This is a genomic window from Ramlibacter aurantiacus (assembly GCF_016722895.1).
Lineage (GTDB): Bacteria > Pseudomonadota > Gammaproteobacteria > Burkholderiales > Burkholderiaceae_C > Ramlibacter > Ramlibacter aurantiacus.
Map to the genome: position 1 here is coordinate 278,488 of NZ_JAEQNA010000005.1, position 22,549 is coordinate 301,036.

A 22,549-nucleotide genomic window follows, 5' to 3' on the forward strand; every position below is an offset into this window, starting at 1 on the left:
GGCGGGTTGGCTTATTTGTAGGCCGAAGATACTAACTGGAGGGTCGCGGACTGTCCAGCCAAGTTTGCTGCCGAGCAGTCGCTGAAGGGGGTGTGCCCTCTAGGACGAACCATTCCCCAGCCGGGCGGCGACGGCGTCGACCCGGGCCTGGTGCACCCACTCGCCGACCCCCCGTCCCTGCACGCCTGCGGCTTGCGCGCGTGCCGCAATCCGCGCCGTGTCCACCGAACGTGCTGCCTCCAGCGCGGCCAGCAGGCGGGGCCGCTGCGGATAGGGGGCGTCCTGCATGCCGGGCAGGCTGCGCGCCTCGCACTCGCAAACCAGCAGCACATCGACGAAGCGCTGCGGTTTGCGCAAGGCGTCGCAGCGCTCCAGCAGGGCCACGAGCTCGGCTGGGCCGGCACTGGCGCTGTCCTGGATCGAGGCCTGCTCACGCGCCAGCACCTCGGCGAGGTCGCGGCATTCGGTGGGCACGCGCAGGCGCTCGGCCATCGGCCGCGGGGGCCCGGCCTGCAGGGTGAGGCAGGCGAAGCGAACGGGCAGCGGAGCCGCCAGCCGCGCCGACAGATCCAGCCGGCGAAGCAGGCGGGACCCAAGGTCGTCTCCCGCGGCTTGCCCGACACCCCAGAGCCGGTCCACCTCGGGCAGCAGCCGGGCCATGGCGCCGCAGGCGCGCAGCACCTCCAGCATGCGCGAGGGCCGGCTCTCCATCAGGCCGCGCGCCAGCTCCTGCCAGACGCGCTCGGGCACCAGCGCATCGACCTCGCCATCGGCCACCATGCCGCGCATCAGCGACAGGGTCTCGGGCGCGATGGAGAAGTCGTGGAACCGGGCGGCCAGTCGGGCCAGGCGCAGGATGCGGACCGGGTCTTCGCGGAAGGCTTCGGTCACATGGCGCAGCACGCGGGCCCTGAGGTCACGCTGCCCGTGGTAGGGGTCGATCAGGCGGCCGTCCGGGGCGCGTGCGATGGCATTGATGGTGAGATCGCGACGCGCCAGGTCTTCTTCCAGCGTGACTTCGGGCGTCGCCTGGAACGCGAACCCGTGGTAGCCGCGCGCGGTCTTGCGCTCGGTTCGGGCCAGTGCATGCTCTTCGCGGGTGTCCGGGTGCAGGAAGACCGGAAAGTCCTTGCCCACCGGCAGGTAGCCGGCGGCCATCATCTGCTCGGGGGTGGCACCCACCACCACCCAGTCGCGGTCGTTGACAGGCAGGCCCAACAGCGCATCGCGCACGGCGCCGCCGACTTCGTAGATCTGCATCGGGGCAGTGTAGCGGCGGCCCCCGCGGCGGCTGCCGCGCCTCAGTCGTTGCTGCGAGCGTCCGGCCCCGCCAGCCACTGCTTGACCGGCCCCTCCAGCCGCAACACGCCCAGGGCCAGCACCGTGGCGATGATGGCGAGCACCTCGTGCCCCAGGCCGGCCGCCAGCCCGATGGCCGTGGTCATCCACAAACCGGCTGCGGTGGTGAGACCGCGCACGTGCTCCGAGCGCGCCGACTTGAGAATGGCGCCACCGCACAGGAACCCGATGCCGGCGGCGACGCCCTGGATCACGCGCGAGATCGGCTCGCTGTCGAAATCGGCCTTGATCGCGAGCAGCACGAACATGGCCGACCCCATCGCCACCAGGATGTGCGTGCGAAGGCCCGCGAACTTGTTCGCGCGCTCGCGCTCGATGCCGAGCAGCGCACCCAGGAGGGCGGCGACCAGGAGGCGCACGATGACCTGCGCAAGTTCCTCGACTTCGCGCAGGTCGGAGAACTCGACGAGGATGGCGTGGCTGATCCGGCTCCAGAGATCCATGCCGTCGCCTCAGGGCAGGTCGCCGCTGGGCTCGGGGCGACGCTGGTCGCGCGGACCGACCGTGCCCAGGCGGGACTTGAGCGACTGCGGCTGGCCGCTCAGCAACGCGGCATAGAGCGTGGTGTTGGCCAGCACCTTCTTGACGTAGTCCCGGGTCTCGTGGAAGGGCACGGTTTCGGCCCACGCGGCGGCGTCCATGACCGGGCCGTTGCGCCAGTTGCGGGGCCGGTTGGGGCCGGCGTTGTAGGCCGCCGCGGCCATGGGCATGGATCCTTCGAAGTCGTCCAGCACCAGCTTGAGGTAGCCGGTGCCGATGGCGATGTTGGTGTCACGGTCGTTGATCTGCGACGGCGTGAAGCCGGTCATGCCGAGCTTGCGGGCGGTCCAGCGGGCGGTGGCGGGCATCACCTGCATCAGGCCCGAGGCACCGACATGGGATTGCGCGTTCATGATGAAGCGGCTTTCCTGCCGGATCAGGCCGTACACGTAGGCCGGATCGAGGTCGATGTCGCGGCTGCGCTTGACCACCGCGTCGCGGAACGGGGTGGGGAAGCGCTGGCGCACGTCGAACTCGCCCCGGGTGCGTTCGCTGGTGTTGATACAGCGGTCCCAGACTTCGCGCTCGCAGGCCAGGTCGGCGGCGGCCAGCAGTTCGCGGTCGCCCATGCCGCCGGGCGCGTGCAGGTTGGTGGCGTAGTTCCATTCGCGCACGCCTTCGCTGCGCAGGCCCAGGCCGATGGCATGCAGGCCCCGTTGCAGCGACGGGTTGGCGCGGGCCGCGGCGCGTTCCTCGGGCGTGAGCGGGGTCGGCAGCGACGGCACCGCGATGGGCTGGCCCAGTTCTTCCAGGGCCAGTTGCTCGTAGAAGCCGCGCGCAGACGCGATCGACTGCAGCAGCACGCGGGCCTCGGCGTGGTCGTCGTCACGGCGGCCGGCCAGCAGGGCCCGGGCCCGCCAGTAGGTCCAGGTCGCATCGCGTTGCGCCTGCGGGCTCATGGCATCGATGGCGGTGAGCAGCATCTTCCACTGCGGCCCCTTGGCGCCGCGCAGCGCGGCACGGGCCTTCCAGGCCAGTGCGTCGTCGCCGAGGTGGCTGGCCCGCTCGACCCGCGCGAAGTGGGACAGCGAATCCGGCAACAGCCGCTGCGCCGCCTGCTTGCCCATCAAGCCCCACAACCAGTCGCGCTCCTCCTGCGTGAGCATGGGCGACCACTTGGTGTCCAGGGCGTGGGCCGCGGCGTCGAGGTCGGTGGAGGCCCAGCGGATCAGCGCGAGCACGACCAGTTCCTTGCGCGTGCGCGAGGCCGCGACGATCTGTGCCGACAACCACCGGGCGGGGTTGGCGTGCAGCTGGTTCACCACCGCGAGCATCTCGGGCGCGACGATCTCCACCGCGGACTGGACGGCGCGCAGCCGGTTCATTTCCATGGCCACGCGGGCGCGCTGCCACACGTCGAGGGGCGCGAGGCGCACCGGCGCGCGCTGTTCGCTGAACAGGCTGCGTGCGGCCAAGCTGCAGGCGTCCTCGGCATCGCGCTGGCGCATCCACAAGCGCTTGACCTCCTCGGCCAGGGCCGGCGTCGCGCCTTCGCGCAGCTGCTGCACCAGGAGCGCGTAGCAGCGCACCTGGCTGTCGTCGTTCATGCGAAAGCGCGGGTGTTCGTCGGCGAAGGTGGACCAGTCGCGCCGCTCACCCAGGAGCAGCAACCAATCGTTGCGAAGCCGGTCTTCCTGGTAGGTGCCGGCGTAGCGTGTGAGGAATTCCCGCACTTCCTGCGGGGAGGCGGTGTCGAGGCGGGCTCGCAGCTCCCAGTAGGCGGCCCAGGGTTCGAGCGCGTGCCCCTTGGCGGCGGGCAGCAGCTGCGTCAGTTTGACCCGGTTGTTCTGCCGGAAGGCCTGGTTCATCTCGAGGATGATCTCGTCGCCAGGCCGGACCTGGGCCTGCACCGAGCACGCGAGGACGGCCGTGATCAGTGTCAGAATCGATCGCAACTTCATCAGCGGGATTATGGACAAGTCGCCATCCAAAACAGCCCTGCGCCAGCGCCTGCTGCAAGAGCGCATGGAGTTGCCGGACCGTGTGTCGCGCGTGGACAACCTGCAGCGCGTGATGCGCATCTGGCTGGTCGGCCGGTCCGACACCGTGATCGGCGCGTACTGGCCGATCAAGGGCGAGTTCGATCCCCTGCCGGCCCTTCACCGGTGGAAGGAAGACGGTGAACTGCTGGACCAGCCGCAGCGCCGTCGCATCGGCCTGCCGGTGGTGGACAAGGTGCACCGCACGCTGCGCTTCCATGCCTGGTACCCCGGCTGCCCGATGGAGGAGGACGCCTACCGCATCCCCAAGCCGCGCGACACCGAGGTGATCGTCCCCACGCTGTTGTTCGTGCCTTGCCTGGGCTATGGAGCGGGCGGCTACCGCCTGGGCTACGGCGGCGGCTTCTACGACCGCACGCTGGCCGAACTGCAGCCGCGCCCGTTCACCGTGGGGCTGGGCTTCACCAACGGCTTCGTGGCGGACCTCGAACCCGAGCCGCACGACCTGCCGCTGGACGCGATCCTCAACGACAACGGCGTGGCCTGGCAGCGCACGGGCGGGGCCGCGCCGGGGCCGCGGTACTAGGGCCGAGGGGCGGGCCCGCGCTTTTGCCCTTCAGTCCCGCGTCACTCGCCCATCCACCAGTTCGATCAGCCGGTCGCAGCGCGCGGCCAGGCGCGGGTCGTGGGTGACCACCACGAAGGCCGTGCCGCGCTCGGCATGGATGCGACGCAGCAACGCGAACACCTCGTCCGAGCTGGCGGTGTCCAGGTTTCCGGTGGGCTCGTCGGCGAGCACCAGCGCCGGCTGCAGCACCAGCGCGCGGGCGATGGCCACGCGCTGCTGCATGCCGCCCGAGAGTTCGGCTGGACGCTTGCGGGTGGCCGCCGACAGCCCCACGGCGTCGAGCAGCTCCAGCGCGCGGCGGCGCGTCGCCTCGTCCACCCGCCCCTGGGCGGCGAGCGCCGGCAGAGTGACGTTCTCCAGCGCATCGAACGCCGGCAGCAGGTGGTGGAACTGGAACACGAAGCCCAGCGTGCGGCGGCGGCGCAAGGTGAGCTCGTCGTCCGACAGCCCGACCACCTCCTGGCCCTGCAGCTTGTAGCTGCCGGAGGTCATGCGCTCCAGCAGGCCGATGATGTTCAGCAGCGTGCTCTTGCCTGAGCCGGAGGGGCCGATCAGCGCCGCGAAGTCGCTGGGATCGAGCCGCAGGTCCAGCCCGTGCAGCACCTCGGCCTCGCTGGGCTGGCCGATGTTGTAGCGCTTGCGCACATCGGCGAGTTCGACGACGGGGGTGGTCACAGCCGGATCGCCTGCGCCGGGTCCATGCGGGCGGCGCGGCGCGCGGGCACGATGGCCGCCAGGACGCCGCAGACGATGGCGATGGCGGCGACGGGCCACGCGGTCTGCAGCTGCAGCGTGATCGCGAACAGCGGCAGCCCGTCGGAGCCGCGCACGAACCGGGTGAAGGCCGCGATCATCGCCACCGCCAGCAGCAGCCCGCTGGCCGATCCGGCCGCCGCCACCAAAGCGCCCTGCACCAGGAACACCCGCAGCACCTGGCCACGGGTGGCGCCCATCGCGCGCAGGATGCCGATCTCGCGCCGCTTCTGCACCACCGAGACCACCAGCACGCTGGCGATGCCGAGCACCACGACCACCAGCACCACCGCCCGGATCAGCAGGGTGCTGATCGACTGCGCGTTCAGCGCCGAGACCAGCTGCGCGTTGCTTTCCTGCCAGCTCTCCACCCGGAACGGCAACTGCCGCTTCAGCCGGTCGGCCACCTGCTGCGCCGCCCAGACATCGTGCAACGCGAGATCGATGCCGGTGGCGCCGCCGGGCAGCCCGAGCAGGTTCTGCGCCGTGCGCAGGGGCACGATCACCGTGCGCCGGTTCAGGTCGCGAACGCCCAGGTCGACCAGCGCGCTGACCCGGACCGACTCGGCGGCCAGCGTGGTCTGCACCAGCAGCCGGTCGCCGACCCGCAGGCCGAGATCGGCGGCCAGCTCACGCCCGACGATGGCTTCTCCGGGGTCCAGCCGGGCGGTGCCTGCCAGGACCTTCTGGCGCAAGCCGACGATGCGGTCGTAGCGATCGAGCTCGACCCCGGTGAGGGCGATCGCCTGGCTGGCTTCGCCGCGCAGGGCCAGGCCGCTGCCGGCGACCAGGGGCGATACCGCCGCCACCGTCGGGTCGGCCTCCAGCACCGGCACCAGCGCCTGCCAGTTGGATAGCGACCGCAGGCGCTGGGCCCGGGGCTGCGCCTGCGGCAGGGAGGTCACGCCCGCCTCGGGCGCCGCCGCCGGGGTGACCACCTCCTGCGGCGTGCGCACGGTGACATGCGCCTGGGCGCCCAGCGTTCGCGAGAGGGTGTTGGCCTGCAGGCCGCTGACCAGCGCCGCGATGTAGGCCACCACGGCCACGCCGGCTGCGACCCCGACGACGATCAGCACGGTCTGCATGCGCCCTTCGCGCAGGAAACGCACCGCCACGCGCCATTCGAAGCCGAGTAGCCCGCGCATGCGTCAACGGCCCATCGAGTTGCTGAGGGCCGCCGCGGCGCCGCCGCCGGGTGATTCGGGCAGCGCGTCGTTACCGGGCTGCCAGGGCACGGGTTCGGCGTGCACACGGCGGCCGGGCGCCGGCGCCGGCCCCATCAGGACGAGGTCGCCGGCGGACAGGCCATCCAGCACCTCGGCCGCGTCCAGGGTGCGCAGCCCCAGGCGCAACTTGCGCGCCTGCACCCGTCCGTCCCGGGCGACCCAGGCGGTGTCGGCGCCGCGCAGGGCCGCCAGCGGCATGACCAGGGCCTGCTCGCGGCGGCCGGTTTCGACTTCGACCGAGACGGTGAGGTCCTCGCGCAGGAAAGGGGGTGGGTCGGGCGGCAGGGACAGCTTGACCTCGATGGCACCGCGCTGGGCGTCCACCGACGGCGCCAGGCTGCTCACGCGCGCCGGGAAGCGCTGGCCGGGAAAGGCGTCGGCCACGGCCGTTGCCGTCTGGCCCACCCGCAGCTGCTCGAGGAAGCGTTCATCGACCAGCGCCACCAGCTGGCGCGGCCCTTCCAGCGCCAGCACCAGCAGGGCGCGCCCTGGCTGCACGATCTGGCCCGGCTCTACCTGCCTCCGCAGCACCCGGCCGGCGGTCGGCGCCAGCACCCGGGTCTGCGCCAGCCGGGCCTGGGCCGCCTGGACAGCGGCCCGGGCCAGCTCGAGCTGCGCCTGCGCCTGGGCGGTGTCGGTGCCGCGGTCGGCGGCGGCGCCGGCCTGCGCTCGCGCGGCATCGAGCTGGGCGGCAGCCACAGCGACGGCTCGGCGGGCATCGTCCAGCCTCGCCTCCGAGACGAAGCCCTGGGCCACCAGTTGTTCGTTGCGGGCCCACTCGGCGCGGGCATTGCGCCACTGCGCCTCGGCCTGAGCGACGGCGGCCTGCAGCGCCTGGCGGCCGGTGCTGCGCAGGCCGGCCAGCCGGGCCGCGGCCTGCCGCTCGGAGGCCTGCGCCTGCGCCAGCGCCGCCCGGAGTTCGGGTTGTTCGAGCTGGACCAGCAATTGGCCGGCCTCGACGCGGTCGCCTTCCCGCACCCGCACGGCTTCGACCCGCCCGGTGACCGTGGCGCCCAGCTCGACGCGCGAATCGGTGGCGACGCGGGCGGTGAACTGCAGCGTTCGCACCAGGGGTGCGGATTGCACGCGCACCGCCGACGCCGGCTGCGGCCGCAGCGACGACCAGGCCCAGGCGCCGGCCAGGGCCAGCAGCACCGCGGCCGCGATCCAGAGGCGGGGGCGTTGGAGCCAGCTGGCGGATGGCATCCGCCGCTCAGGGTTCGAAGAGGCCGCCCGCCACCTGGGGCGGGGTCAGGCCCAGGTGGCGCCAGGCGGCCTGGGTGGCGATGCGCCCCCGCGGGGTGCGCTGCAGGTAGCCCTGCTGGATCAGGTACGGCTCGATCACGTCTTCGATGGTGCCGGCCTCCTCACCGATGCTGGCCGCGATGTTGTCCAGGCCGACCGGGCCGCCGTCGAAACGGTGGATGACGGCTTCGAGCAGCTTGCGGTCCATCAGGTCGAATCCTTGCGGGTCGACATCGAGCATGGTCAGCGCCTTCTGGGCGATGTCCTGCGTGATGCGGCCATCGCCCTTGACCTCGGCATAGTCGCGCACCCGGCGCAGCAGCCGGTTGGCGATGCGCGGCGTGCCGCGTGAACGGCGGGCGATCTCCATGCCGCCGGCCTCGTCCATGGGCACCGTGAGCAGCCCGGCGCTGCGCTGGACGATGCGGGCCAGTTCGTCCGGCGTGTAGAACTCCAGCCGGGCGACGATGCCGAAGCGGTCGCGCAGCGGGTTGGTGAGCATGCCGGCGCGCGTGGTGGCCCCGACCAGGGTGAACGGTTGCAGGTCGAGCTTGATCGACCGGGCGGCCGGCCCCTCGCCGATCATGATGTCGATCTGGTAGTCCTCCAGCGCCGGGTAGAGGATCTCCTCGACCACCGGCGACAGGCGGTGGATCTCGTCGATGAAGAGGACGTCGTTGCGCTCGAGGTTGGTGAGCAGCGCAGCCAGGTCGCGCGGCTTCTCCAGGACCGGGCCGGAGGTCTGGCGCAGATTCACGCCGAGCTCCTGCGCGATGATGTGCGAGAGCGTGGTCTTGCCCAAGCCGGGCGGGCCGAAGAGCAGCACGTGGTCGAGCGCCTCGCCGCGCCGGCGCGCGGCGCCGATGAAGATCTCGAGCTGTTCGCGGGTCTTGGCCTGGCCGACGTACTCCTGCAGCAGCTTGGGCCGCAGCGCCCGCTCCAGCGCCTCCTCGGCCGGCGAGGCCGGGGCCGCGGACACCATGCGGCGGGCCGGCTGCGGGGCGAAGTCGTCGGTCTGGATGCTCATGGCTCAGCGAGCGCCCGGGACGTCACCGAGATAGCGATAGAGCGCCTCGCGATACGGAATATCGAGCCGGCCGTAGTAGTCGGCCTCGGCCGGAGCCCTGCAGCTGGCCCGGCCGGCGTAGAGATGGCCATGCACATAGTCGCGGGTGCCGATGCGATGGAACAGGGCCGAGCCACTGCTGCCGGACTCCGTGGTGCCGATGCTCCAGATGACGCGCGCGAACTCCAGGCCCGCCAGGTCGCAACTGGGCTCATCCGCGGCGGTGCAGCCGACATATCGGCTGATGGACCCCAGGCTCACCTTCAGCAGGTCACCCACCGGATGATGCAGGCCGGCCACGGCGGAGCCGGCATTCGGGGCGGTGAGCACCGACCCGGCGAACTGCACGCCCGCGGGCGGGCGCGCGGCCAGCCGCAGGAATGCGGTATCGGTGCGGCTGGACTGGTACAGCAGTTCGGCACCACCCTCCAGGCGCACGCTGGACCTGCTGAGCAGTCCGCTGTTGCAGGAGGACGACCGGTAGAACCAGTAGGTGACGAGGCTGGAGGCAGCGGCCTGGTCACCGATGCAATGCCGGGCGGAGAGGAACCAGGGGGTGCCGCTCACGGCCGTATCCGCCATCAACGTGCCGGTGCACAGGAAGGAGCTGCCTTCGCTGACGAACACCATGCGTGCCACCGAGCGGGATTCGTCCAGGTATTCGCTGCGGCACATGGCGTCGACGTTGCAGGTATCTGCCCTGCCGTTCTTGAGGAAGACATCATCGCCGCGGAGCAGGTCGACCCAGAGGTGCGACAGGAGCGGTACCGACAGCTCGACCTGGCTGGCTTCGGCCCCGGGCGGCAGGATGACGTCCAGTCGCGCCTGCGGGCCGCTCACGGGGGGCAGCCAGAACATGTGACCCGCGGCGCCGGCCCGACGATCCCGGGCCAGCGAGTCGAGCACCTGGGCACCGCTGAACTCCGCCACGTCCGCGCCGTCGGCGCCCGAAACCCGGACCAGCGCCCCGGCGGGCAGCCGCCCGACGTTCAGTCCCAGCCGCACCGACGCGGCGCCTTCGGAGCGGAAGCTCGCCGCACCGGCGATGCGGCCCTCAGCGGTGCGCTGCCAGCCCAACAGGCGGGTGGTCGCGGCGGCCGTGGAACTGGCGGGCAGTTCGCGCGCGGCGCCCACCTGGCGCCGGGTGTTGTTCGCGTGGCCCAGGCCGGCGGATTTCAGCGCGGCATCCATCGCGGCTGGCGGCAGCGGGGCCAGCCGCACCAGCGGTGCCGTCGGCGAACCCGCCGGCCGCGGCGCGGCCACGGGCACGGCCGCCGACTTGGCGGCCAGGACCGCGTCGTCATACGGCTCGATTCGCGGCGGTGAGTTGGTCGAGCCACCGGTGGCGGGTCCGTTGGTGGGGCCGACCGGTGTTTCAGCCGGATCGCTGGGCGTGCCATCGCCACCGCCACAGGCGATCAAGCCGGTCGACAGCAGCACGGCCAGGGTGAAGGCTTGAAGCTGGCGCCTCATCGAGTTCCCTTTTATTTGCGTTCAGATCGGCTGATTGTGGCCGGCAAAGCGCGTCTCCGCCGGCTCCGGAAGAGCCGGGTGCATCGGCCTACTTCGCCAGTGCGCGCAAAGCGGCCTTGATGCCTTCGCCCACCCCGATGCCGGGCGGCAGCGGCTTGAGCGCGGCGGTGGCCTCGCGCTCGCTGTAGCCCAGCGCCAGCAGCGCCTGCAGGATGTCGGCCTGTTCGTCCGTGGCCGCGCCACCCGGCAGCGGACCCAGGTCGGCACCGATCTTCCCCTTGAGTTCGAGCAGCAGGCGCTCGGCTGTTTTCTTGCCGATGCCCGGCACCTTGGTCAGCCGGCCGGCATCCTGGGCCGTGACGGCCTGCGCAATGTCGGCCACGCTCATGCCGGAGAGGATGGACAACGCCGTGCGAGGCCCGACACCGGAGATGCGGATCAACTGGCGGAAGGCCTCTCGCTCGCTGGCGCTCCCGAAGCCATAGAGCACCTGGGCGTCTTCACGCACGACGAAATGGGTGAGGAGCGAGACGCGCTCCCCCAGGCCCGGCAGGTTGTAGAACGTGCTCATGGGCACATCGACCTCGTAGCCGACGCCGTGGCACTCCAGCAGCACCTGCGGCGGGTTCTTGTCGGCCAGCGTTCCCGTCAATTTGCCTATCATGCGTGTCCTCCCATGGAATTATCAGCTTGATCCTCAGGCACACTTTTTCGCCGCCCAACAACACGCGGCTGGCCCATCTCTGCGGCCCCACCGACGAACACCTGCGAACCATCGAGTTGGCCTTGCAGGTGTCCATTGCCCATCGCAGCGAACAGTTCAAGATCGAGGGGCCCAAGCCGCGTGCCGAGCGCGCCCTCGAGGTGCTGCAAGCGCTGTACGAGATCGCCGCGCGTCCGATTCCGGCCGAGACCGTGCAGCTGATGCTCACCGCGGAGCAGAGCATCGAGCAGGCCGAGGACGGTTCGCTGGTGTTGCACACGCGGCGCAGCGACCTGAAGGCGCGCACGCCCAACCAGGGCGTGTACCTGGACAACATCGCCAACCACGACATCACCTTCGGCATCGGCCCGGCGGGCACCGGCAAGACCTACCTCGCCGTGGCCTGCGCGGTGGACGCGCTCGAACGCAGCAGCGTGCAGCGCATCGTGCTGACGCGACCCGCGGTGGAGGCCGGCGAGAAGCTCGGGTTCCTCCCAGGTGACCTGTCGCAGAAGGTCGACCCCTATCTGCGGCCGCTTTATGACGCGCTCTATGACTTGATGGGCTTCGAGCGGGTGACCAAGGCCTTCGAGCGCAATGCACTCGAAATCGCGCCGCTGGCCTTCATGCGCGGACGCACGCTGAACAACGCCTTCGTCATCCTGGACGAGGCGCAGAACACCACCCCCGAGCAGATGAAGATGTTCCTCACCCGCATCGGCTTCGGCAGCAAGTGCGTGGTGACGGGCGACATCAGCCAGATCGACCTGCCGCGCGGCCAGCTCTCCGGGCTGGTGGAGGCCGAGCGCATCCTCAGGCGGGTCAAGGGCATCGCCCATACGCATTTCACCAGTGCCGACGTGGTGCGCCATCCGCTGGTGGCGCGCATCGTCGACGCCTACGACAAGGCGCGCAAGAAGGAGCCGGTCGAACCGGCCCCGGCATGAGCACCAGCCCAGTCGCGCTGAGCCTTCAATTCGGTCGGTTTCCCGGTGTGGATGCGCACCGCGCGTTGCTGCGGCGCGATCGCGTGCGCCGGTGGCTGGCCCACGCCATGCAGGGCCCGGCCGAGGTGGCGGTGCGCATCGTCGGCGAGGACGAAGGGCAGGCGCTGAACCGGCAGTTCCGCGGCAAGGACTACCCGACCAACGTACTCACCTTCGACTACGCGAGCGAGCCGGTGGTGGCCTGCGACCTGGTGCTGTGCGGCCCGGTGGTCGCGCGCGAGGCCGCCGCCCAGCGCAAGACACTGGAGGAGCACTACGCGCATTTGCTGGTGCACGGCGCACTGCACGCCCAGGGCTGGGACCACGAGACGAACGAGCGCGAAGCGGCCGAGATGGAAAACCTGGAGATCCTGCTGCTTGGAGCGCTGGGCTACCCCAACCCCTATTGAATGCGCAGCGGGATGGTGACGGGGCCGTCGTTCACCAGCTGGACCTGCATGTGCGCGCCGAACTCGCCGCAGGCCACCTCCGCATGGATCTTCCGCGCCTGCGCCAGCAGGTACTCGTAGAGGGCGCGACCGAGATCGGGTGGCGCAGCCTGGGTGAAGCTGGGGCGGTTGCCGCCCGAGGTATCGGCAGCCAGGGTGAATTGACTCACCAGCAGCAGACCGCCGCCGGTGTCCTGCAGGCTGCGGTTCATGCGGCCTTGTTCATCGCCAAAGATGCGCAGCTTGAGCAGCCTGGCCAGCAGGCGATCGGCGTGGTGCGGGGTGTCCGCGGGTTCGGCGCACACGAGCACGAGCAGCCCCGCGCCGATCTCGCCGACGGTGCGGTCGTCCACCCGCACGCGCGCCTCGCTCACGCGTTGGACCAGCGCCAGCATCAGCGGCCTTCCCCCGGCCGGTCCGGCACGGCGACGGGCGCATGCGCCTCGACATCGTCCGGCAGCAGCTGGATGGTGGCGCGCAGGCCCGGTACCGCGTCGATCAGCGCGCGCTCGACCTCGTTGCGCAGCTCGGCCGCCCGCCCCAGGGTCCAGTGGGCGGGCACGTGCATGTGCAGGTCGACGAAACGCCGCTGGCCGGCCTTGCGGGTGGCGACGTGGTCGAAGCGGATGGGCAATTGCGAGAACCGCGCAAGCGTGCGCTGGATCTGCGACTGCACCTCCTCTTCGAGCGCCTGGTCCATCAGCCCATGCGACGAGCGCCGCAGCAGCGAAAAGCCTTCACGCAGGATGTTCAGGGCGACGCCGATCGCCACCAGCGGATCGAGCCACAGCCACCCGGTGAGCCAGGCCGCGCCGACGCCCACCACGACCCCGGCGGAGGTCCAGACATCGGTGATGAGGTGGCGACCATCCGCCTCCAGCGCGATCGATCGATGCCGGCGCGCCACGTCGAGCATGACCCAGGCCAGCAGGCCATTGAATGCCGAGCTGATCACCGACAGCCCCAGCCCCCAATCCAGCCGCTGCAGGGGCTGCGGCTCCAGCATGCGCGAGGCCCCCGCCCAGATGATCGCCAGCGCCGCCAGCAGGATCAGCAGGCCCTCGAACCCCGAAGAGAAGTACTCGGCCTTGTGGTGTCCATAAGGATGCTCCAAATCGGGCGGCCGCGCGGCGAGGGTGACCATGGTCAGCGCGAACATGGCGCTGCCGAGGTTGACCAGCGACTCCAGCGCATCGGACAGCAGCCCCACCGAGTCGGTCAGCCACCAGGCCAGGGTCTTGAGCGTGATGGTCAGCAGCGCGACCGCGATCGAAGCCGACAGCAGGTGGCGCGGCGTGAGCCGCTCGATCCATGGCGCGGGCGCAGCCGCCATCAGACGGTCATCAGCCGATCGTGACCCGCGCGAACTTGCGCTTGCCCACCTGCACCACGTAGGTGCCCGATGGCAGTTTCAGTGCCTTGTCGCTGACCAGTCCCTGGTCGATGCGGACGCCGCCGCCGTCGATCAGGCGGTTGGCCTCGGAGGTCGAGGGCGCCAGGCCGGACTGCTTGAGCAGCTGGCCCACGAGGATGGGCGCGCCGGCCAGGGTGACTTCCGGAATCTGCTCCGGCACGCCGCCGCGGCTGCGGTTGACGAAATCGTGCTCGGCCGCGTCGGCCGCGCCGGCCCCGTGGAAGCGCGCGGTGATCTCCCGCGCCAGCAGAACCTTGGCATCGCGCGGGTTGCGCCCGCCTTCGACTTCGCCTCGCAGCCTGGCAATTTCCGCCTCGCTGCGGAAGCTCAGCAGAGGCCACCAGCGCCACATGAGGTCGTCGGAGATCGACATCACCTTGGCGAACATGGTGTTGGGTTCTTCGGTGACGCCGATGTAGTTGCCCTTGCTCTTGGACATCTTCTCGACCCCGTCCAGCCCTTCGAGCAGCGGCATGGTCAGCACGCACTGCGGCTCCTGCCCCCACTCCTGCTGCAAGTGTCGCCCCATCAGCAGGTTGAACTTCTGGTCGGTGCCGCCCAGCTCGAGGTCGCTCTTCAGGGCCACCGAGTCGTAGCCCTGCATCAGCGGGTACAGGAATTCGTGCACCGAAATGCTGCGGCCATCGGTGAAGCGGCGGTGGAAGTCGTCGCGCTCCATCATGCGGGCGACCGTGTACCTGGAGGCCAACTGGATCATCCCGCGCGCGCCGAGCGCATCGCACCACTCGCTGTTGTATCGGATCTCGGTTCGGGCTGGATCGAGCACCAGGCTCGCCTGGCGGTAGTAGGTCTCGGCGTTGGACTTGATCTGCTCGGCCGTGAGCGGCGGCCGTGTGGTGTTGCGCCCCGAGGGGTCCCCGATCATGGAGGTGAAGTCACCGATCAGGAAGATCACCTGGTGGCCCAGGTCTTGCAACTGGCGCATCTTGTTGAGCACCACCGTGTGACCGAGGTGGATGTCGGGCGCCGTGGGATCCAGCCCCAGCTTGATGCGCAGCGGCACCCCGGTGTGGGCACTGCGAGCGAGCTTTTGCAGCCAGTCATCCTGCGGCAGCAGCTCCTCGCAGCCGCGCAGCGTGACCGCCATGGCTTCGCGCACATCCTGCGTCACGGCGAAGCTCTTGGTTACAACTGCTTGATTCATATGAAATTTTTCGCAATAGCTCAGCCGGGCGTGTGGCTATACTCTCGCGAGTTTTTTGGGAAGGCCGATTCTAGTTGCGCCCTCTCGGTGCACCCTGATCGGCCGCTCGCGCGGACATCCAGCCGGCATGCCGACTGCAGGACACAACAAGAGACACCCGCAAGCTAAGGACCCAGATTGAAAAGAAACGGATTACTGGCCAGCGGCGACGCCCTCCTCGCGCAGGCTGCCGGCCTGTTGCAACGCTACCCTCGCCACGTCACGGGCCTGATTGCGGCCTTGCTGCTGGGCGGCGGCGGCGGCGCGTTCGCGGTGGCCTCCTTCGGCCCTGATCCGGCGGACCTGCCCGTCCGCCAGGTGGTCGAATCCGTGAACACCCTCCCGATCGACCAGCAGATCGAGGCGCTCGAGTCGCACGCCCTGCGGCTGTTCCGCTCCGACACCCTGCGAGCCACCGACACGGTCGACACGCTGCTGGCGCGCCTCGGACTGCACGACACGGCTGCCGCCATCTTTCTTCGCAACGATCCGTTGTTCCGCACCCAGGTGCTGCGCCGGCCCGGCCGCATGGTCACTGCCGAGGGCAGTGCCGACCACCGCCTTGAAAAGCTCACCGCCCGCTGGGCGTCGGAGACCGCGGGCCAGTTCCACCGGCTGGTCATCGAGCGCAACCCCGACGGGCACCTGCTCAGCCGGGTCGAAACAGGCCAGCTGGTCGCGTCTGCCCGCCTGGGCAGCGGCGTCATCCGCAGTTCGCTATTCGCAGCCGTGGACGACGCGCAGATTCCGGAGGAAGTCGCCGTGCAGGTGGCCGACATCCTGGGCAGCCGGGTCGACTTCCACCGCGGGCTGCGCAAGGGCGACTCGTTCAACATCGTCTACGAGGTGCTGGTGGCCGATGGCGAACCGCTGCGCACCGGCCGGGTGCTGTCCGTGGAATTCGACAACAACGGCAAGCATCACACGGCCATGTGGTTCCGCGAAGCCGGCAAGAAAGGCGCCTACTACGCGCTGGACGGCACCAGCCTGCAAAGTGCCTACCTGGCCTCGCCGATGGAGTTCTCGCGCGTCACCAGCGGGTTCTCCATGCGCTTCCACCCGATCCTGAAGCAATGGCGCGCCCACCTGGGCACCGACTACGGCGCGCCCACCGGCACGCCGGTGCGGGTGGTGGGCGACGGGGTGGTCGAGTTCGCGGGCTGGCAGAACGGCTTCGGCAACGTGGTCATCGTTCGCCACAACGCCAGCGACACGACCCTGTATGCACACCTCAGCCGCATGGACGTGCGCAAGGGCCATTCGGTCACGCAGGGGCAGCGCATCGGCGCCGTAGGCGCCACCGGCTGGGCCACCGGGCCCCATCTGCATTACGAGTTCCGCATCAACGGCCAGCACCAGGACCCGGTGCTGGTGGCGCGCAAGAGCGAGGGCGTGAAGCTGTCGGCCGAGGCGCTGCCAGCCTTCCGCAGCGCCGCGACGGCGATGCGGCTCAAGCTCGATGCCGCGGCACGGGTGGCCGAAGTCGCCTCCATCGAGTAAGGGCGCGCCAGCGCGGTTTCGGTGCCGGACCTCTACATCGGCCTGATGTCGGGCACGTCGCTCGACGGTGTGGACGGCGTACTCGTCGAGTTCACGGCCGGCTCGCTGCGGGTCCTCGAGCATGCGAGCGTCGATTTCGACTCTCCCCTTAGAGCCGAACTGCTCGCGCTAAACACCTCGGGCCCCGACGAACTGCACCGTGCCGGGTTGGCGGGCAATGCCCTGATGCGGCTGTACGCTGGATGCGTCAGACAGCTCCTCGACCTTGCCGGGCTGGAGGCAGCGGCCATCCGCGCCATCGGTGCTCACGGTCAGACGGTGCGACATCGGCCGCAGTGCTTCGATGGCACTGGCTACACCTGGCAACTGGCCCAGCCTGCCCTGCTGGCCGAGCTCAGCGGCATCGACGTGGTGGCCGACTTCCGCAGCCGTGACGTGGCCGCCGGTGGCCAGGGCGCGCCGCTCGCGCCGTTCTTCCACCGCGCTTGGCTCGGAGCGCCCGATCAGGTGCTGGGGGTGCTGAACCTCGGCGGCATCTCCAACCTGAGCCTGCTGCGCGCCGACGGCAGCCAGCTCGGATTCGACTGCGGTCCCGCAAACGCCCTGATGGACGGCTGGTGCGAGCGACACCGCGGGCAGCCCTACGACGCCCAAGGGCAGTGGGCCGCTGCCGGCCACGTACTCGCGCCCTTGCTGCGTGAACTGCTGGCCGAGCCGTTCTTCGCGGCGCCGCCACCCAAGAGCACGGGTCGCGACCTGTTCAACCTCGATTGGCTGCACGCGAAGCTGGACCACTTGCCGCCGGCAGAGCCTGTCGACGTTCAGGCCACGTTGGCCGAACTGACCGCGCAGTCATGTGCCCGGGAGGTGCATCGGCACCAGCCCGATCTCGGCGAACTGGTGGTGTGCGGTGGCGGGGCGCTCAACACCCACTTGTTGCGGCGCCTCAGCGCCGCATTGCCGGCGACCCGGGTGGTTTCCAGCGCCGAGCGGGGCTTGCCGCCGACGCAGGTGGAAGCCGTCGCGTTCGCCTGGCTGGCGCAGCGCTGCATCGAACGCGACGCACTGCCCCTGCAAAGCACAACGGGCGCCAGAGGCGCCCGTGTATTGGGTGGGGTGTATCCGGCCTGAGAACGGAAGGGGTCAGACCGTGAAACTGGAGCCACAACCACAGGTGGTGGTGGCGTTCGGGTTCTTGATGACGAACTGCGCGCCCTGCAGGTCTTCCTTGTAGTCGATCTCGGCGCCCACCAGGTACTGGTAGCTCATGGCATCGATCAACAGGGCGACGCCGTTCTTGCTCATCACGGTGTCGTCGTCGTTGACGATCTCGTCGAAGGTGAATCCGTACTGAAAGCCAGAGCACCCGCCGCCCTGCACGAACACGCGCAGCTTCAGGTCGGGGTTGCCCTCTTCGGCAATGAGATCCGCCACCTTGGCCGCGGCGCTGTCGGTAAACAGCAGCGGGGCGGGCATCTCGGTCGGGGTGGTCTCGGCGACTTCGCTCATCTGATCTTCCTTGCTAGCGGACCGGCGATGTTAGGCCATGCGGAAGGTCCGTCGGCTTCAAGCGTTGTTTGCTGCCAATTTGAGTAAGGGCTTTTCCTCAGCGGGCGGAAGATGCCTCAGCTGCCCGGTGAGCACCGCGCCTTGGTGGATCTCCAGCGAGCCATAGCTCACGTCCCCTTCGACCCGCGCCCTCGGCTGCAACTCCAGCAGTTCGGTGGCGTGGACCGGGCCCCTGACCGTGCCATTGACGATCACATGGTCGGCGACGATCTCGCCATCAACGATCGCGGTTTCGGAGACGACCAACAGGCTGGGCTGCTCAGCCATGCCACGGATGTCTCCCACGACCTCTCCGTCGATACGCAGGCCTTCGTTGAACAGCAGGTGCCCTTCAATGCGGCAACCTTGAGCCAGCAGGCTCTTGATGGGCGGTTGTGCCTTCTTGCCAAACATGCAGGGCTCCTGAGTACGCGGGAAGCTCTTGTACCACGGCCGAGCCAGCGCTTGTGTCGGATAAAACCGAGCCAGAAAGCACAAGGCCGCCAGAGCGAGCTCGGCGGCCTCGTGGCAGGGAAGGCAGGCGCTTAGCGCTTGCTGAACTGCTTGCGCCGGCGGGCGGAGTGCAGGCCCACCTTCTTACGCTCGACCTCGCGGGCATCGCGGGTGACGAACCCGGCGGCCGACAGTGCGGGCTTCAGGGTGGCGTCCCAGTCGATCAGCGCACGGGTGATGCCGTGGCGGGTCGCGCCAGCCTGGCCGGATTCACCGCCGCCGTGTACGTTGACCTGGATGTCGAAGGTCTCGACATGGTTGGTCAGCACCAGCGGTTGCTTGGCGATCATGATCGAGGTCTGGCGGCCGAAGAACTGCTCGATGTCCTTGCCGTTGACCGTGATCTTGCCGCTGCCTTTTTTCAGAAACACGCGCGCGACGCTGCTTTTGCGACGGCCCGTGCCGTTGTTCCAATCACCAATCATCTCGATTCCTTAGGGCTTGGCCTGGGACTGGGCCGTGGCGGGGGCCAGGTCCAGGGTCTTGGGCTGCTGAGCGGTGTGCGGGTGGTTGGGACCGGCGTACACCTTGAGCTTCTTGATCATGGCGTAGCCCAGCGGGCCCTTGGGCAGCATGCCCTTGACGGCCTTCTCCAGCGCGCGGCCGGGATGCTTGGCCTGCAGGTCGCGGAAGTTGGTCTCGTAAATGCCACCGGGAAAGCCGGAGTGGCGGTAGTACTTCTTGTTGAGCTCTTTCGTGCCGGTGACACGGAGCTTCTCGGCATTGATGACGACGATGTAGTCGCCGGTATCGACGTGAGGCGTGTAAATGGCCTTGTGCTTGCCGCGCAAACGGGCTGCTGCTTCGCTGGCAACACGCCCGAGCACCAGATCGGTGGCGTCAATCACAAACCACTCGTGCTCCACGTCAGCGGGCTTGGCGCTGAACGTTTTGAAGGTCATGAGTTTTCCTGCGGGGAAGTGGTTTGGCGGGCTCTTTTCCACGGTCGGTGTCTCTCTGCTGGAGACCTCTTAGGTGGGGTTTGGGTATCTGCCGCGGAGCCACAAGGCGCTGCAGAACCGGCGATTATACGAAGCCGGCCGCCTGGACCGCAGCTGCGGGTTTACCATGGCCGCATGTTCAGTTACCGACACGCCTTCCACGCCGGCAACCATGCCGACGTGCTCAAGCACCTGGTGCTGATCGCCACCGTCAAGTACCTCACCCAGAAGCCGGCGGCCCTGATGGTGGTCGACACGCATGCCGGGGCCGGACTGTACCGGCTCGATGACGACTTCGTCGCGGCATCGGGCGAGGCGAACGACGGCATCCTGAAGCTGGCCGCCCATGTGCCGGCCGATGCCTCGCCCCTGATCTCCGATTACCTCGAGCTGGTGCGTGCCATCAACCGCGGCGGCGGCCTGCGCCTGTACCCGGGCTCGCCCTTCGTCGTCCAGCACCTGTTGCGACAGGAGGCGCGGGACCGCCTCAAGTTGTTCGAAATGCACCCCACCGACAGCAAGGCCCTGGCCGCTCACGTGGCGCAGCTGGAGGCGGGACGGCAAGTCAGCGTGGCGCGGCAGGACGGCTTCGAGGCGCTCAAGTCATTGCTGCCGCCGCCCTCGCGCCGCGGGCTGGTACTGATCGATCCCAGCTATGAAATCAAGAGCGATTACGGACGTGTGGTCGCCTGCCTGCAGGACGCTTTGAAGCGGTTCGCCACCGGCACCTATGCGGTGTGGTATCCGATCATTCCCCGGCCCGAGGCGCACGAGCTGCCGCGGCGGCTGAAGACCATCGCCAACCAGGCGCACAAGCCCTGGCTGCACGCCACGCTTGCGATCGGCCAGGCCGATGTTCCGCAGGAGCCCGGCCAGGAACGGCGCCCGGGCCTGACCGCCAGCGGCATCTTCATCTTCAACCCGCCCCACACACTCAAACCTGCCCTGGCCCAGGCCTTGCCGCAGCTGGTCCAGGTACTGGGGCGCGGTCGCGGCCAAGGGCACGCACTGGAATCTGGCGGCTGAAGGACAACGGCCCGAACAAGAGTCCGAAGGCGTACTCCGGACCGCAAGCTTGACGTCGGGCGTAGCCCTATTGGCTACAGTCCGGAACCCCGCGCACCCACCGGGAGGAGCCCACGTCATGTCCAACCAGTTCTCGCTGCTGCACCAGCGCCGCTTCGCCCCCTTCTTCTGGACGCAGTTCTGCGGTGCCGCCAACGACAACCTCTTCAAGTTCGCCTTCACTGTGCTGGTGACCTACCAGCTTCAGCTGAGCTGGCTACCGCCGGAGCTTGCGGGCCTGGCAATCGGCGCCGTTTTCATCCTGCCCTTCATCCTGCTGTCCGCCACGAGTGGGCAACTGGCCGACAAGTACGAGAAGGCGGCCCTGATGCGTGGCGTGAAGTGGCTCGAGCTGGCCATCATGGTCGCGGCCGCCTGGGGCTTCCAGGCGGCCCATGCTCCCTTGCTGCTGGCGTGCGTGTTTTTGATGGGGCTGCATTCGACCCTGTTCGGCCCGGTGAAGTACGCCTACCTGCCGCAGCACCTCAATGAGCGCGAGCTGACCGGCGGCAATGGGCTGGTGGAGATGGGCACCTTTGTGGCCATCCTGCTGGGCAACGTCGCCGGTGGACTGCTGGTGGCCATGCCTGGCATGGGGCGCGGCTCGGTGGGGGCGGCGTGCCTGGGGCTGGCGGTGCTCGGGCTGGTGGCCAGCTACCGCATCCCGCGATCGGAGCCGGTCGACCCTCATCTGGAAATTCGGCTGAACCCGTTTACCGAAACCTGGCGCAACCTGCAGCTCGCGCACGAGCAGATCGTGGTCTTTCGGTCGGTGCTGGGGATCAGCTGGATGTGGTTCTTCGGCGCCGTGTTCCTTAGCCAGTTCCCTGCATTCGCCAAGGAGGTCCTGCACGGCGACGCTGGCGTCGCGTCGCTGCTGCTGGCGACGTTTTCCGTCGGCGTCGCTGCAGGAGCCCTGATGTGCGAGGCCCTCAGCCGACGTCATGTGGAGATCGGCCTGGTGCCGCTCGGCGCCATCGGCATGACGGTCTTCGCGGTGGACCTGTACCTGGTTTCGAGTGCGCTGCCGCCATCGGCCGGCGCCTGGTCACCGGCGAGCTTCCTCACTCAGTGGGCGCACTGGCGCGTGCTGGTCGACCTGGCCGGCGTGTCCTTGTGCGCGGGCCTGTACAGCGTGCCGATGTACGCGCTGATCCAGCTGCGCTCCAAGCCCACGCACCGGGCCCGCATCGTCGCCGCCAACAACATCCTGAATGCGCTATTCATCATCGCAAGCGCCCTGGCCTGCGCCGGGCTGCTGGCCGCAGGCGTGTCCATCCCGGGTGTGTTCCTGGCCGTTGCGATCGCCAACGCGGTGGTCGCGGTCTACATCTTCCTGCTGGTGCCCGAGTACCTGCTGCGCTTCGTGGCCTGGGTGTTGACGCACCTGGTGTATCGCTTCCGGATCGACGGCGAGGATCGCATCCCCGTGGCCGGCCCCGCCCTGCTCGTGTGCAACCACGTGAGCTTCGTCGACGCCATCGTGCTGATGGCCGCCAGCCCGCGGCCGATCACCTTCATCATGGACCACCGCATCTTCCGCACCCCGGTGCTGGGACGGCTGTTCCGGCTGGCCCGCGCAATCCCGATCGCACCACGGCGCGAAGACCCGTGCGTCTACGACGCCGCCTTCGAGCGCGCCGCTGACGCGCTCTCACAGGGCGAGCTGGTGGCCATCTTCCCCGAGGGCGCGATCACCCGTGACGGCGAACTGCAGCCGTTCCGGCCGGGCGTGGTCAAGATCCTGGAGCGCGCAAGCGTGCGCGGCGTGCATCCGCCCGTCATTCCCATGGCACTGGTCAACCTGTGGGGCTCCTACTTCAGCCGGGTCGAACAGCGGGGCGGCCGACCTGCGGCAATGGTGCGACCGTTCCGGCGCGGCATCTTCAACCCAATCCGCCTGCGGGTGGGCACACCCGTCGAGCAACACGCCGCGGAACCCGCGCTCCTGCAATCGCAGGTGGCCGACCTGCTCGCGGGCGCTGGCGCCTGAGCC

At 69.3% G+C, this 22,549-nt stretch carries 23 protein-coding genes; 7 read left to right on the plus strand and 16 right to left on the minus strand.

The annotated features are described in order from the left end of the window. Window positions 1-99 precede the first annotated feature (99 nt). Genes JI739_RS15155 through JI739_RS15165 form a run of 3 tightly spaced genes read right to left on the minus strand, consistent with a single transcriptional unit; the run spans window position 100 to window position 3,800 of the window. Window positions 100-1,260 carry a tRNA nucleotidyltransferase/poly(A) polymerase-related protein gene (locus tag JI739_RS15155; RefSeq protein WP_201684763.1) on the minus strand — a complete coding sequence of 387 codons (1,161 nt, stop codon included), beginning with the start codon at window positions 1,258-1,260 and terminating at the stop codon, window positions 100-102. Between the two features lie 41 nt (window positions 1,261-1,301). Continuing rightward, window positions 1,302-1,802 carry an MgtC/SapB family protein gene (locus JI739_RS15160; RefSeq protein WP_201684764.1) on the minus strand — a complete coding sequence of 167 codons (501 nt, stop codon included), beginning with the start codon at window positions 1,800-1,802 and terminating at the stop codon, window positions 1,302-1,304. A gap of 9 nt (window positions 1,803-1,811) precedes the next feature. Next, entirely contained in the window at window positions 1,812-3,800 is a 1,989-nt protein-coding gene (locus JI739_RS15165) for a lytic transglycosylase domain-containing protein (protein ID WP_201684765.1), read from the minus strand. A 10-nt stretch (window positions 3,801-3,810) separates the two neighbouring features. Here JI739_RS15165 and JI739_RS15170 point away from each other — a divergent pair, with 10 nt between their 5' ends. Beyond that, a complete protein-coding gene (locus tag JI739_RS15170; RefSeq protein ID WP_201684766.1) occupies window positions 3,811-4,425 on the plus strand; it encodes a 5-formyltetrahydrofolate cyclo-ligase in 615 nt (204 codons plus the stop codon). A gap of 30 nt (window positions 4,426-4,455) precedes the next feature. Here JI739_RS15170 and JI739_RS15175 read toward each other — a convergent pair whose 3' ends face one another. The 6 genes from JI739_RS15175 to ruvA all read right to left on the minus strand — a co-directional run bounded on the left by JI739_RS15175 (window position 4,456) and on the right by ruvA (window position 10,894). Then, on the minus strand, window positions 4,456-5,142 hold the full coding sequence (locus JI739_RS15175; protein WP_201684767.1) for an ABC transporter ATP-binding protein: 687 nt from the start codon (window positions 5,140-5,142) through the stop codon (window positions 4,456-4,458). Continuing rightward, a complete protein-coding gene (locus tag JI739_RS15180; protein ID WP_201684768.1) occupies window positions 5,139-6,365 on the minus strand; it encodes an ABC transporter permease in 1,227 nt (408 codons plus the stop codon). Before JI739_RS15180 ends, JI739_RS15175 begins: the two co-directional genes overlap by 4 nt. Before the next feature lie 3 nt (window positions 6,366-6,368). Continuing rightward, window positions 6,369-7,652, minus strand: coding sequence for an efflux RND transporter periplasmic adaptor subunit (locus JI739_RS15185; protein WP_201684769.1), 1,284 nt, complete (start codon window positions 7,650-7,652; stop codon window positions 6,369-6,371). Window positions 7,653-7,659: 7 nt separating this feature from the next. Beyond that, entirely contained in the window at window positions 7,660-8,718 is a 1,059-nt protein-coding gene (ruvB, locus tag JI739_RS15190; RefSeq protein WP_201684770.1) for a Holliday junction branch migration DNA helicase RuvB, read from the minus strand. Between the two features lie 3 nt (window positions 8,719-8,721). After that, on the minus strand, window positions 8,722-10,230 hold the full coding sequence (locus JI739_RS15195; protein ID WP_201684771.1) for a trypsin-like peptidase domain-containing protein: 1,509 nt from the start codon (window positions 10,228-10,230) through the stop codon (window positions 8,722-8,724). Between the two features lie 88 nt (window positions 10,231-10,318). Continuing rightward, complete coding sequence (gene ruvA / locus JI739_RS15200; RefSeq protein WP_201684772.1) at window positions 10,319-10,894, minus strand: Holliday junction branch migration protein RuvA; 576 nt, start codon at window positions 10,892-10,894, stop codon at window positions 10,319-10,321. Window positions 10,895-10,920: 26 nt separating this feature from the next. Between ruvA and JI739_RS15205 the strand changes: the two genes are divergently transcribed. Both JI739_RS15205 and ybeY read left to right on the plus strand, forming a co-directional pair. Continuing rightward, window positions 10,921-11,880 (plus strand): PhoH family protein, encoded by a 960-nt coding sequence (locus JI739_RS15205; protein ID WP_201684773.1) that lies wholly within the window; start codon window positions 10,921-10,923, stop codon window positions 11,878-11,880. Then, window positions 11,877-12,329 (plus strand): rRNA maturation RNase YbeY, encoded by a 453-nt coding sequence (gene ybeY / locus JI739_RS15210; RefSeq protein WP_201684774.1) that lies wholly within the window; start codon window positions 11,877-11,879, stop codon window positions 12,327-12,329. Before JI739_RS15205 ends, ybeY begins: the two co-directional genes overlap by 4 nt. On the opposite strand, the gene dtd is transcribed toward ybeY, so the two are convergent. From dtd to tyrS, 3 genes are read right to left on the minus strand one after another with little or no spacing between them, the layout of a single operon-like run. Beyond that, the gene (dtd, locus tag JI739_RS15215) at window positions 12,323-12,763 is read right to left on the minus strand and encodes a D-aminoacyl-tRNA deacylase (RefSeq protein WP_201684775.1); all 441 of its coding nucleotides are present in this window, start codon (window positions 12,761-12,763) and stop codon (window positions 12,323-12,325) included. The genes ybeY and dtd overlap by 7 nt on opposite strands. Then, entirely contained in the window at window positions 12,763-13,701 is a 939-nt protein-coding gene (locus JI739_RS15220; RefSeq protein WP_201684776.1) for a cation diffusion facilitator family transporter, read from the minus strand. Before JI739_RS15220 ends, dtd begins: the two co-directional genes overlap by 1 nt. Window positions 13,702-13,711: 10 nt before the next feature. Next, window positions 13,712-14,947 carry a tyrosine--tRNA ligase gene (tyrS, locus tag JI739_RS15225; RefSeq protein WP_201684777.1) on the minus strand — a complete coding sequence of 412 codons (1,236 nt, stop codon included), beginning with the start codon at window positions 14,945-14,947 and terminating at the stop codon, window positions 13,712-13,714. Between the two features lie 177 nt (window positions 14,948-15,124). Between tyrS and JI739_RS15230 the strand changes: the two genes are divergently transcribed. Then, window positions 15,125-16,486: a M23 family metallopeptidase gene (locus JI739_RS15230; protein ID WP_236589667.1), complete on the plus strand. Its 1,362-nt coding sequence runs from the start codon at window positions 15,125-15,127 to the stop codon at window positions 16,484-16,486. Window positions 16,487-16,507: 21 nt separating this feature from the next. After that, window positions 16,508-17,617: an anhydro-N-acetylmuramic acid kinase gene (locus JI739_RS15235; RefSeq protein ID WP_201684778.1), complete on the plus strand. Its 1,110-nt coding sequence runs from the start codon at window positions 16,508-16,510 to the stop codon at window positions 17,615-17,617. A gap of 12 nt (window positions 17,618-17,629) precedes the next feature. Here the strand turns inward: JI739_RS15235 and erpA are convergent, their stop codons facing one another. The 4 genes from erpA to rplM all read right to left on the minus strand — a co-directional run bounded on the left by erpA (window position 17,630) and on the right by rplM (window position 19,449). Then, the gene (erpA, locus tag JI739_RS15240; RefSeq protein ID WP_201684779.1) at window positions 17,630-17,995 is read right to left on the minus strand and encodes an iron-sulfur cluster insertion protein ErpA; all 366 of its coding nucleotides are present in this window, start codon (window positions 17,993-17,995) and stop codon (window positions 17,630-17,632) included. Between the two features lie 57 nt (window positions 17,996-18,052). After that, window positions 18,053-18,448: a bactofilin family protein gene (locus JI739_RS15245; RefSeq protein WP_201684780.1), complete on the minus strand. Its 396-nt coding sequence runs from the start codon at window positions 18,446-18,448 to the stop codon at window positions 18,053-18,055. A gap of 131 nt (window positions 18,449-18,579) precedes the next feature. Next, window positions 18,580-18,972, minus strand: a complete 393-nt coding sequence (gene rpsI, locus JI739_RS15250; RefSeq protein ID WP_201684781.1) for a 30S ribosomal protein S9 — start codon at window positions 18,970-18,972, stop codon at window positions 18,580-18,582. A 9-nt stretch (window positions 18,973-18,981) separates the two neighbouring features. Then, window positions 18,982-19,449, minus strand: coding sequence for a 50S ribosomal protein L13 (gene rplM, locus JI739_RS15255; protein ID WP_201684782.1), 468 nt, complete (start codon window positions 19,447-19,449; stop codon window positions 18,982-18,984). Window positions 19,450-19,623: 174 nt separating this feature from the next. Here rplM and JI739_RS15260 point away from each other — a divergent pair, with 174 nt between their 5' ends. Together JI739_RS15260 and JI739_RS15265 are read left to right on the plus strand one after the other, a co-directional pair. After that, entirely contained in the window at window positions 19,624-20,514 is an 891-nt protein-coding gene (locus tag JI739_RS15260; protein WP_201684783.1) for a 23S rRNA (adenine(2030)-N(6))-methyltransferase RlmJ, read from the plus strand. A 118-nt stretch (window positions 20,515-20,632) separates the two neighbouring features. Beyond that, a complete protein-coding gene (locus JI739_RS15265) occupies window positions 20,633-22,546 on the plus strand; it encodes an MFS transporter (RefSeq protein ID WP_201684784.1) in 1,914 nt (637 codons plus the stop codon). The last annotated feature ends 3 nt before the right edge of the window (window positions 22,547-22,549 follow it).

What these genes read in the sequence shown, in the direction of transcription:
- JI739_RS15155 (WP_201684763.1), bottom strand. Translation starts at nt 1,260, where the DNA reads ATGCAGATCTACGAAGTCGGCGGCGCCGTGCGCGATGCGCTGTTGGGC.
- JI739_RS15160 (WP_201684764.1), bottom strand. Translation starts at nt 1,802, where the DNA reads ATGGATCTCTGGAGCCGGATCAGCCACGCCATCCTCGTCGAGTTCTCC.
- JI739_RS15165 (WP_201684765.1), bottom strand. Translation starts at nt 3,800, where the DNA reads ATGAAGTTGCGATCGATTCTGACACTGATCACGGCCGTCCTCGCGTGC.
- JI739_RS15170 (WP_201684766.1), top strand. Translation starts at nt 3,811, where the DNA reads ATGGACAAGTCGCCATCCAAAACAGCCCTGCGCCAGCGCCTGCTGCAA.
- JI739_RS15180 (WP_201684768.1), bottom strand. Translation starts at nt 6,365, where the DNA reads ATGCGCGGGCTACTCGGCTTCGAATGGCGCGTGGCGGTGCGTTTCCTG.
- JI739_RS15185 (WP_201684769.1), bottom strand. Translation starts at nt 7,652, where the DNA reads ATGCCATCCGCCAGCTGGCTCCAACGCCCCCGCCTCTGGATCGCGGCC.
- ruvB (WP_201684770.1), bottom strand. Translation starts at nt 8,718, where the DNA reads ATGAGCATCCAGACCGACGACTTCGCCCCGCAGCCGGCCCGCCGCATG.
- JI739_RS15195 (WP_201684771.1), bottom strand. Translation starts at nt 10,230, where the DNA reads ATGAGGCGCCAGCTTCAAGCCTTCACCCTGGCCGTGCTGCTGTCGACC.
- ruvA (WP_201684772.1), bottom strand. Translation starts at nt 10,894, where the DNA reads ATGATAGGCAAATTGACGGGAACGCTGGCCGACAAGAACCCGCCGCAG.
- ybeY (WP_201684774.1), top strand. Translation starts at nt 11,877, where the DNA reads ATGAGCACCAGCCCAGTCGCGCTGAGCCTTCAATTCGGTCGGTTTCCC.
- dtd (WP_201684775.1), bottom strand. Translation starts at nt 12,763, where the DNA reads ATGCTGGCGCTGGTCCAACGCGTGAGCGAGGCGCGCGTGCGGGTGGAC.
- JI739_RS15220 (WP_201684776.1), bottom strand. Translation starts at nt 13,701, where the DNA reads ATGGCGGCTGCGCCCGCGCCATGGATCGAGCGGCTCACGCCGCGCCAC.
- tyrS (WP_201684777.1), bottom strand. Translation starts at nt 14,947, where the DNA reads ATGAATCAAGCAGTTGTAACCAAGAGCTTCGCCGTGACGCAGGATGTG.
- erpA (WP_201684779.1), bottom strand. Translation starts at nt 17,995, where the DNA reads ATGAGCGAAGTCGCCGAGACCACCCCGACCGAGATGCCCGCCCCGCTG.
- JI739_RS15245 (WP_201684780.1), bottom strand. Translation starts at nt 18,448, where the DNA reads ATGTTTGGCAAGAAGGCACAACCGCCCATCAAGAGCCTGCTGGCTCAA.
- rpsI (WP_201684781.1), bottom strand. Translation starts at nt 18,972, where the DNA reads ATGATTGGTGATTGGAACAACGGCACGGGCCGTCGCAAAAGCAGCGTC.
- rplM (WP_201684782.1), bottom strand. Translation starts at nt 19,449, where the DNA reads ATGACCTTCAAAACGTTCAGCGCCAAGCCCGCTGACGTGGAGCACGAG.
- JI739_RS15260 (WP_201684783.1), top strand. Translation starts at nt 19,624, where the DNA reads ATGTTCAGTTACCGACACGCCTTCCACGCCGGCAACCATGCCGACGTG.
- JI739_RS15265 (WP_201684784.1), top strand. Translation starts at nt 20,633, where the DNA reads ATGTCCAACCAGTTCTCGCTGCTGCACCAGCGCCGCTTCGCCCCCTTC.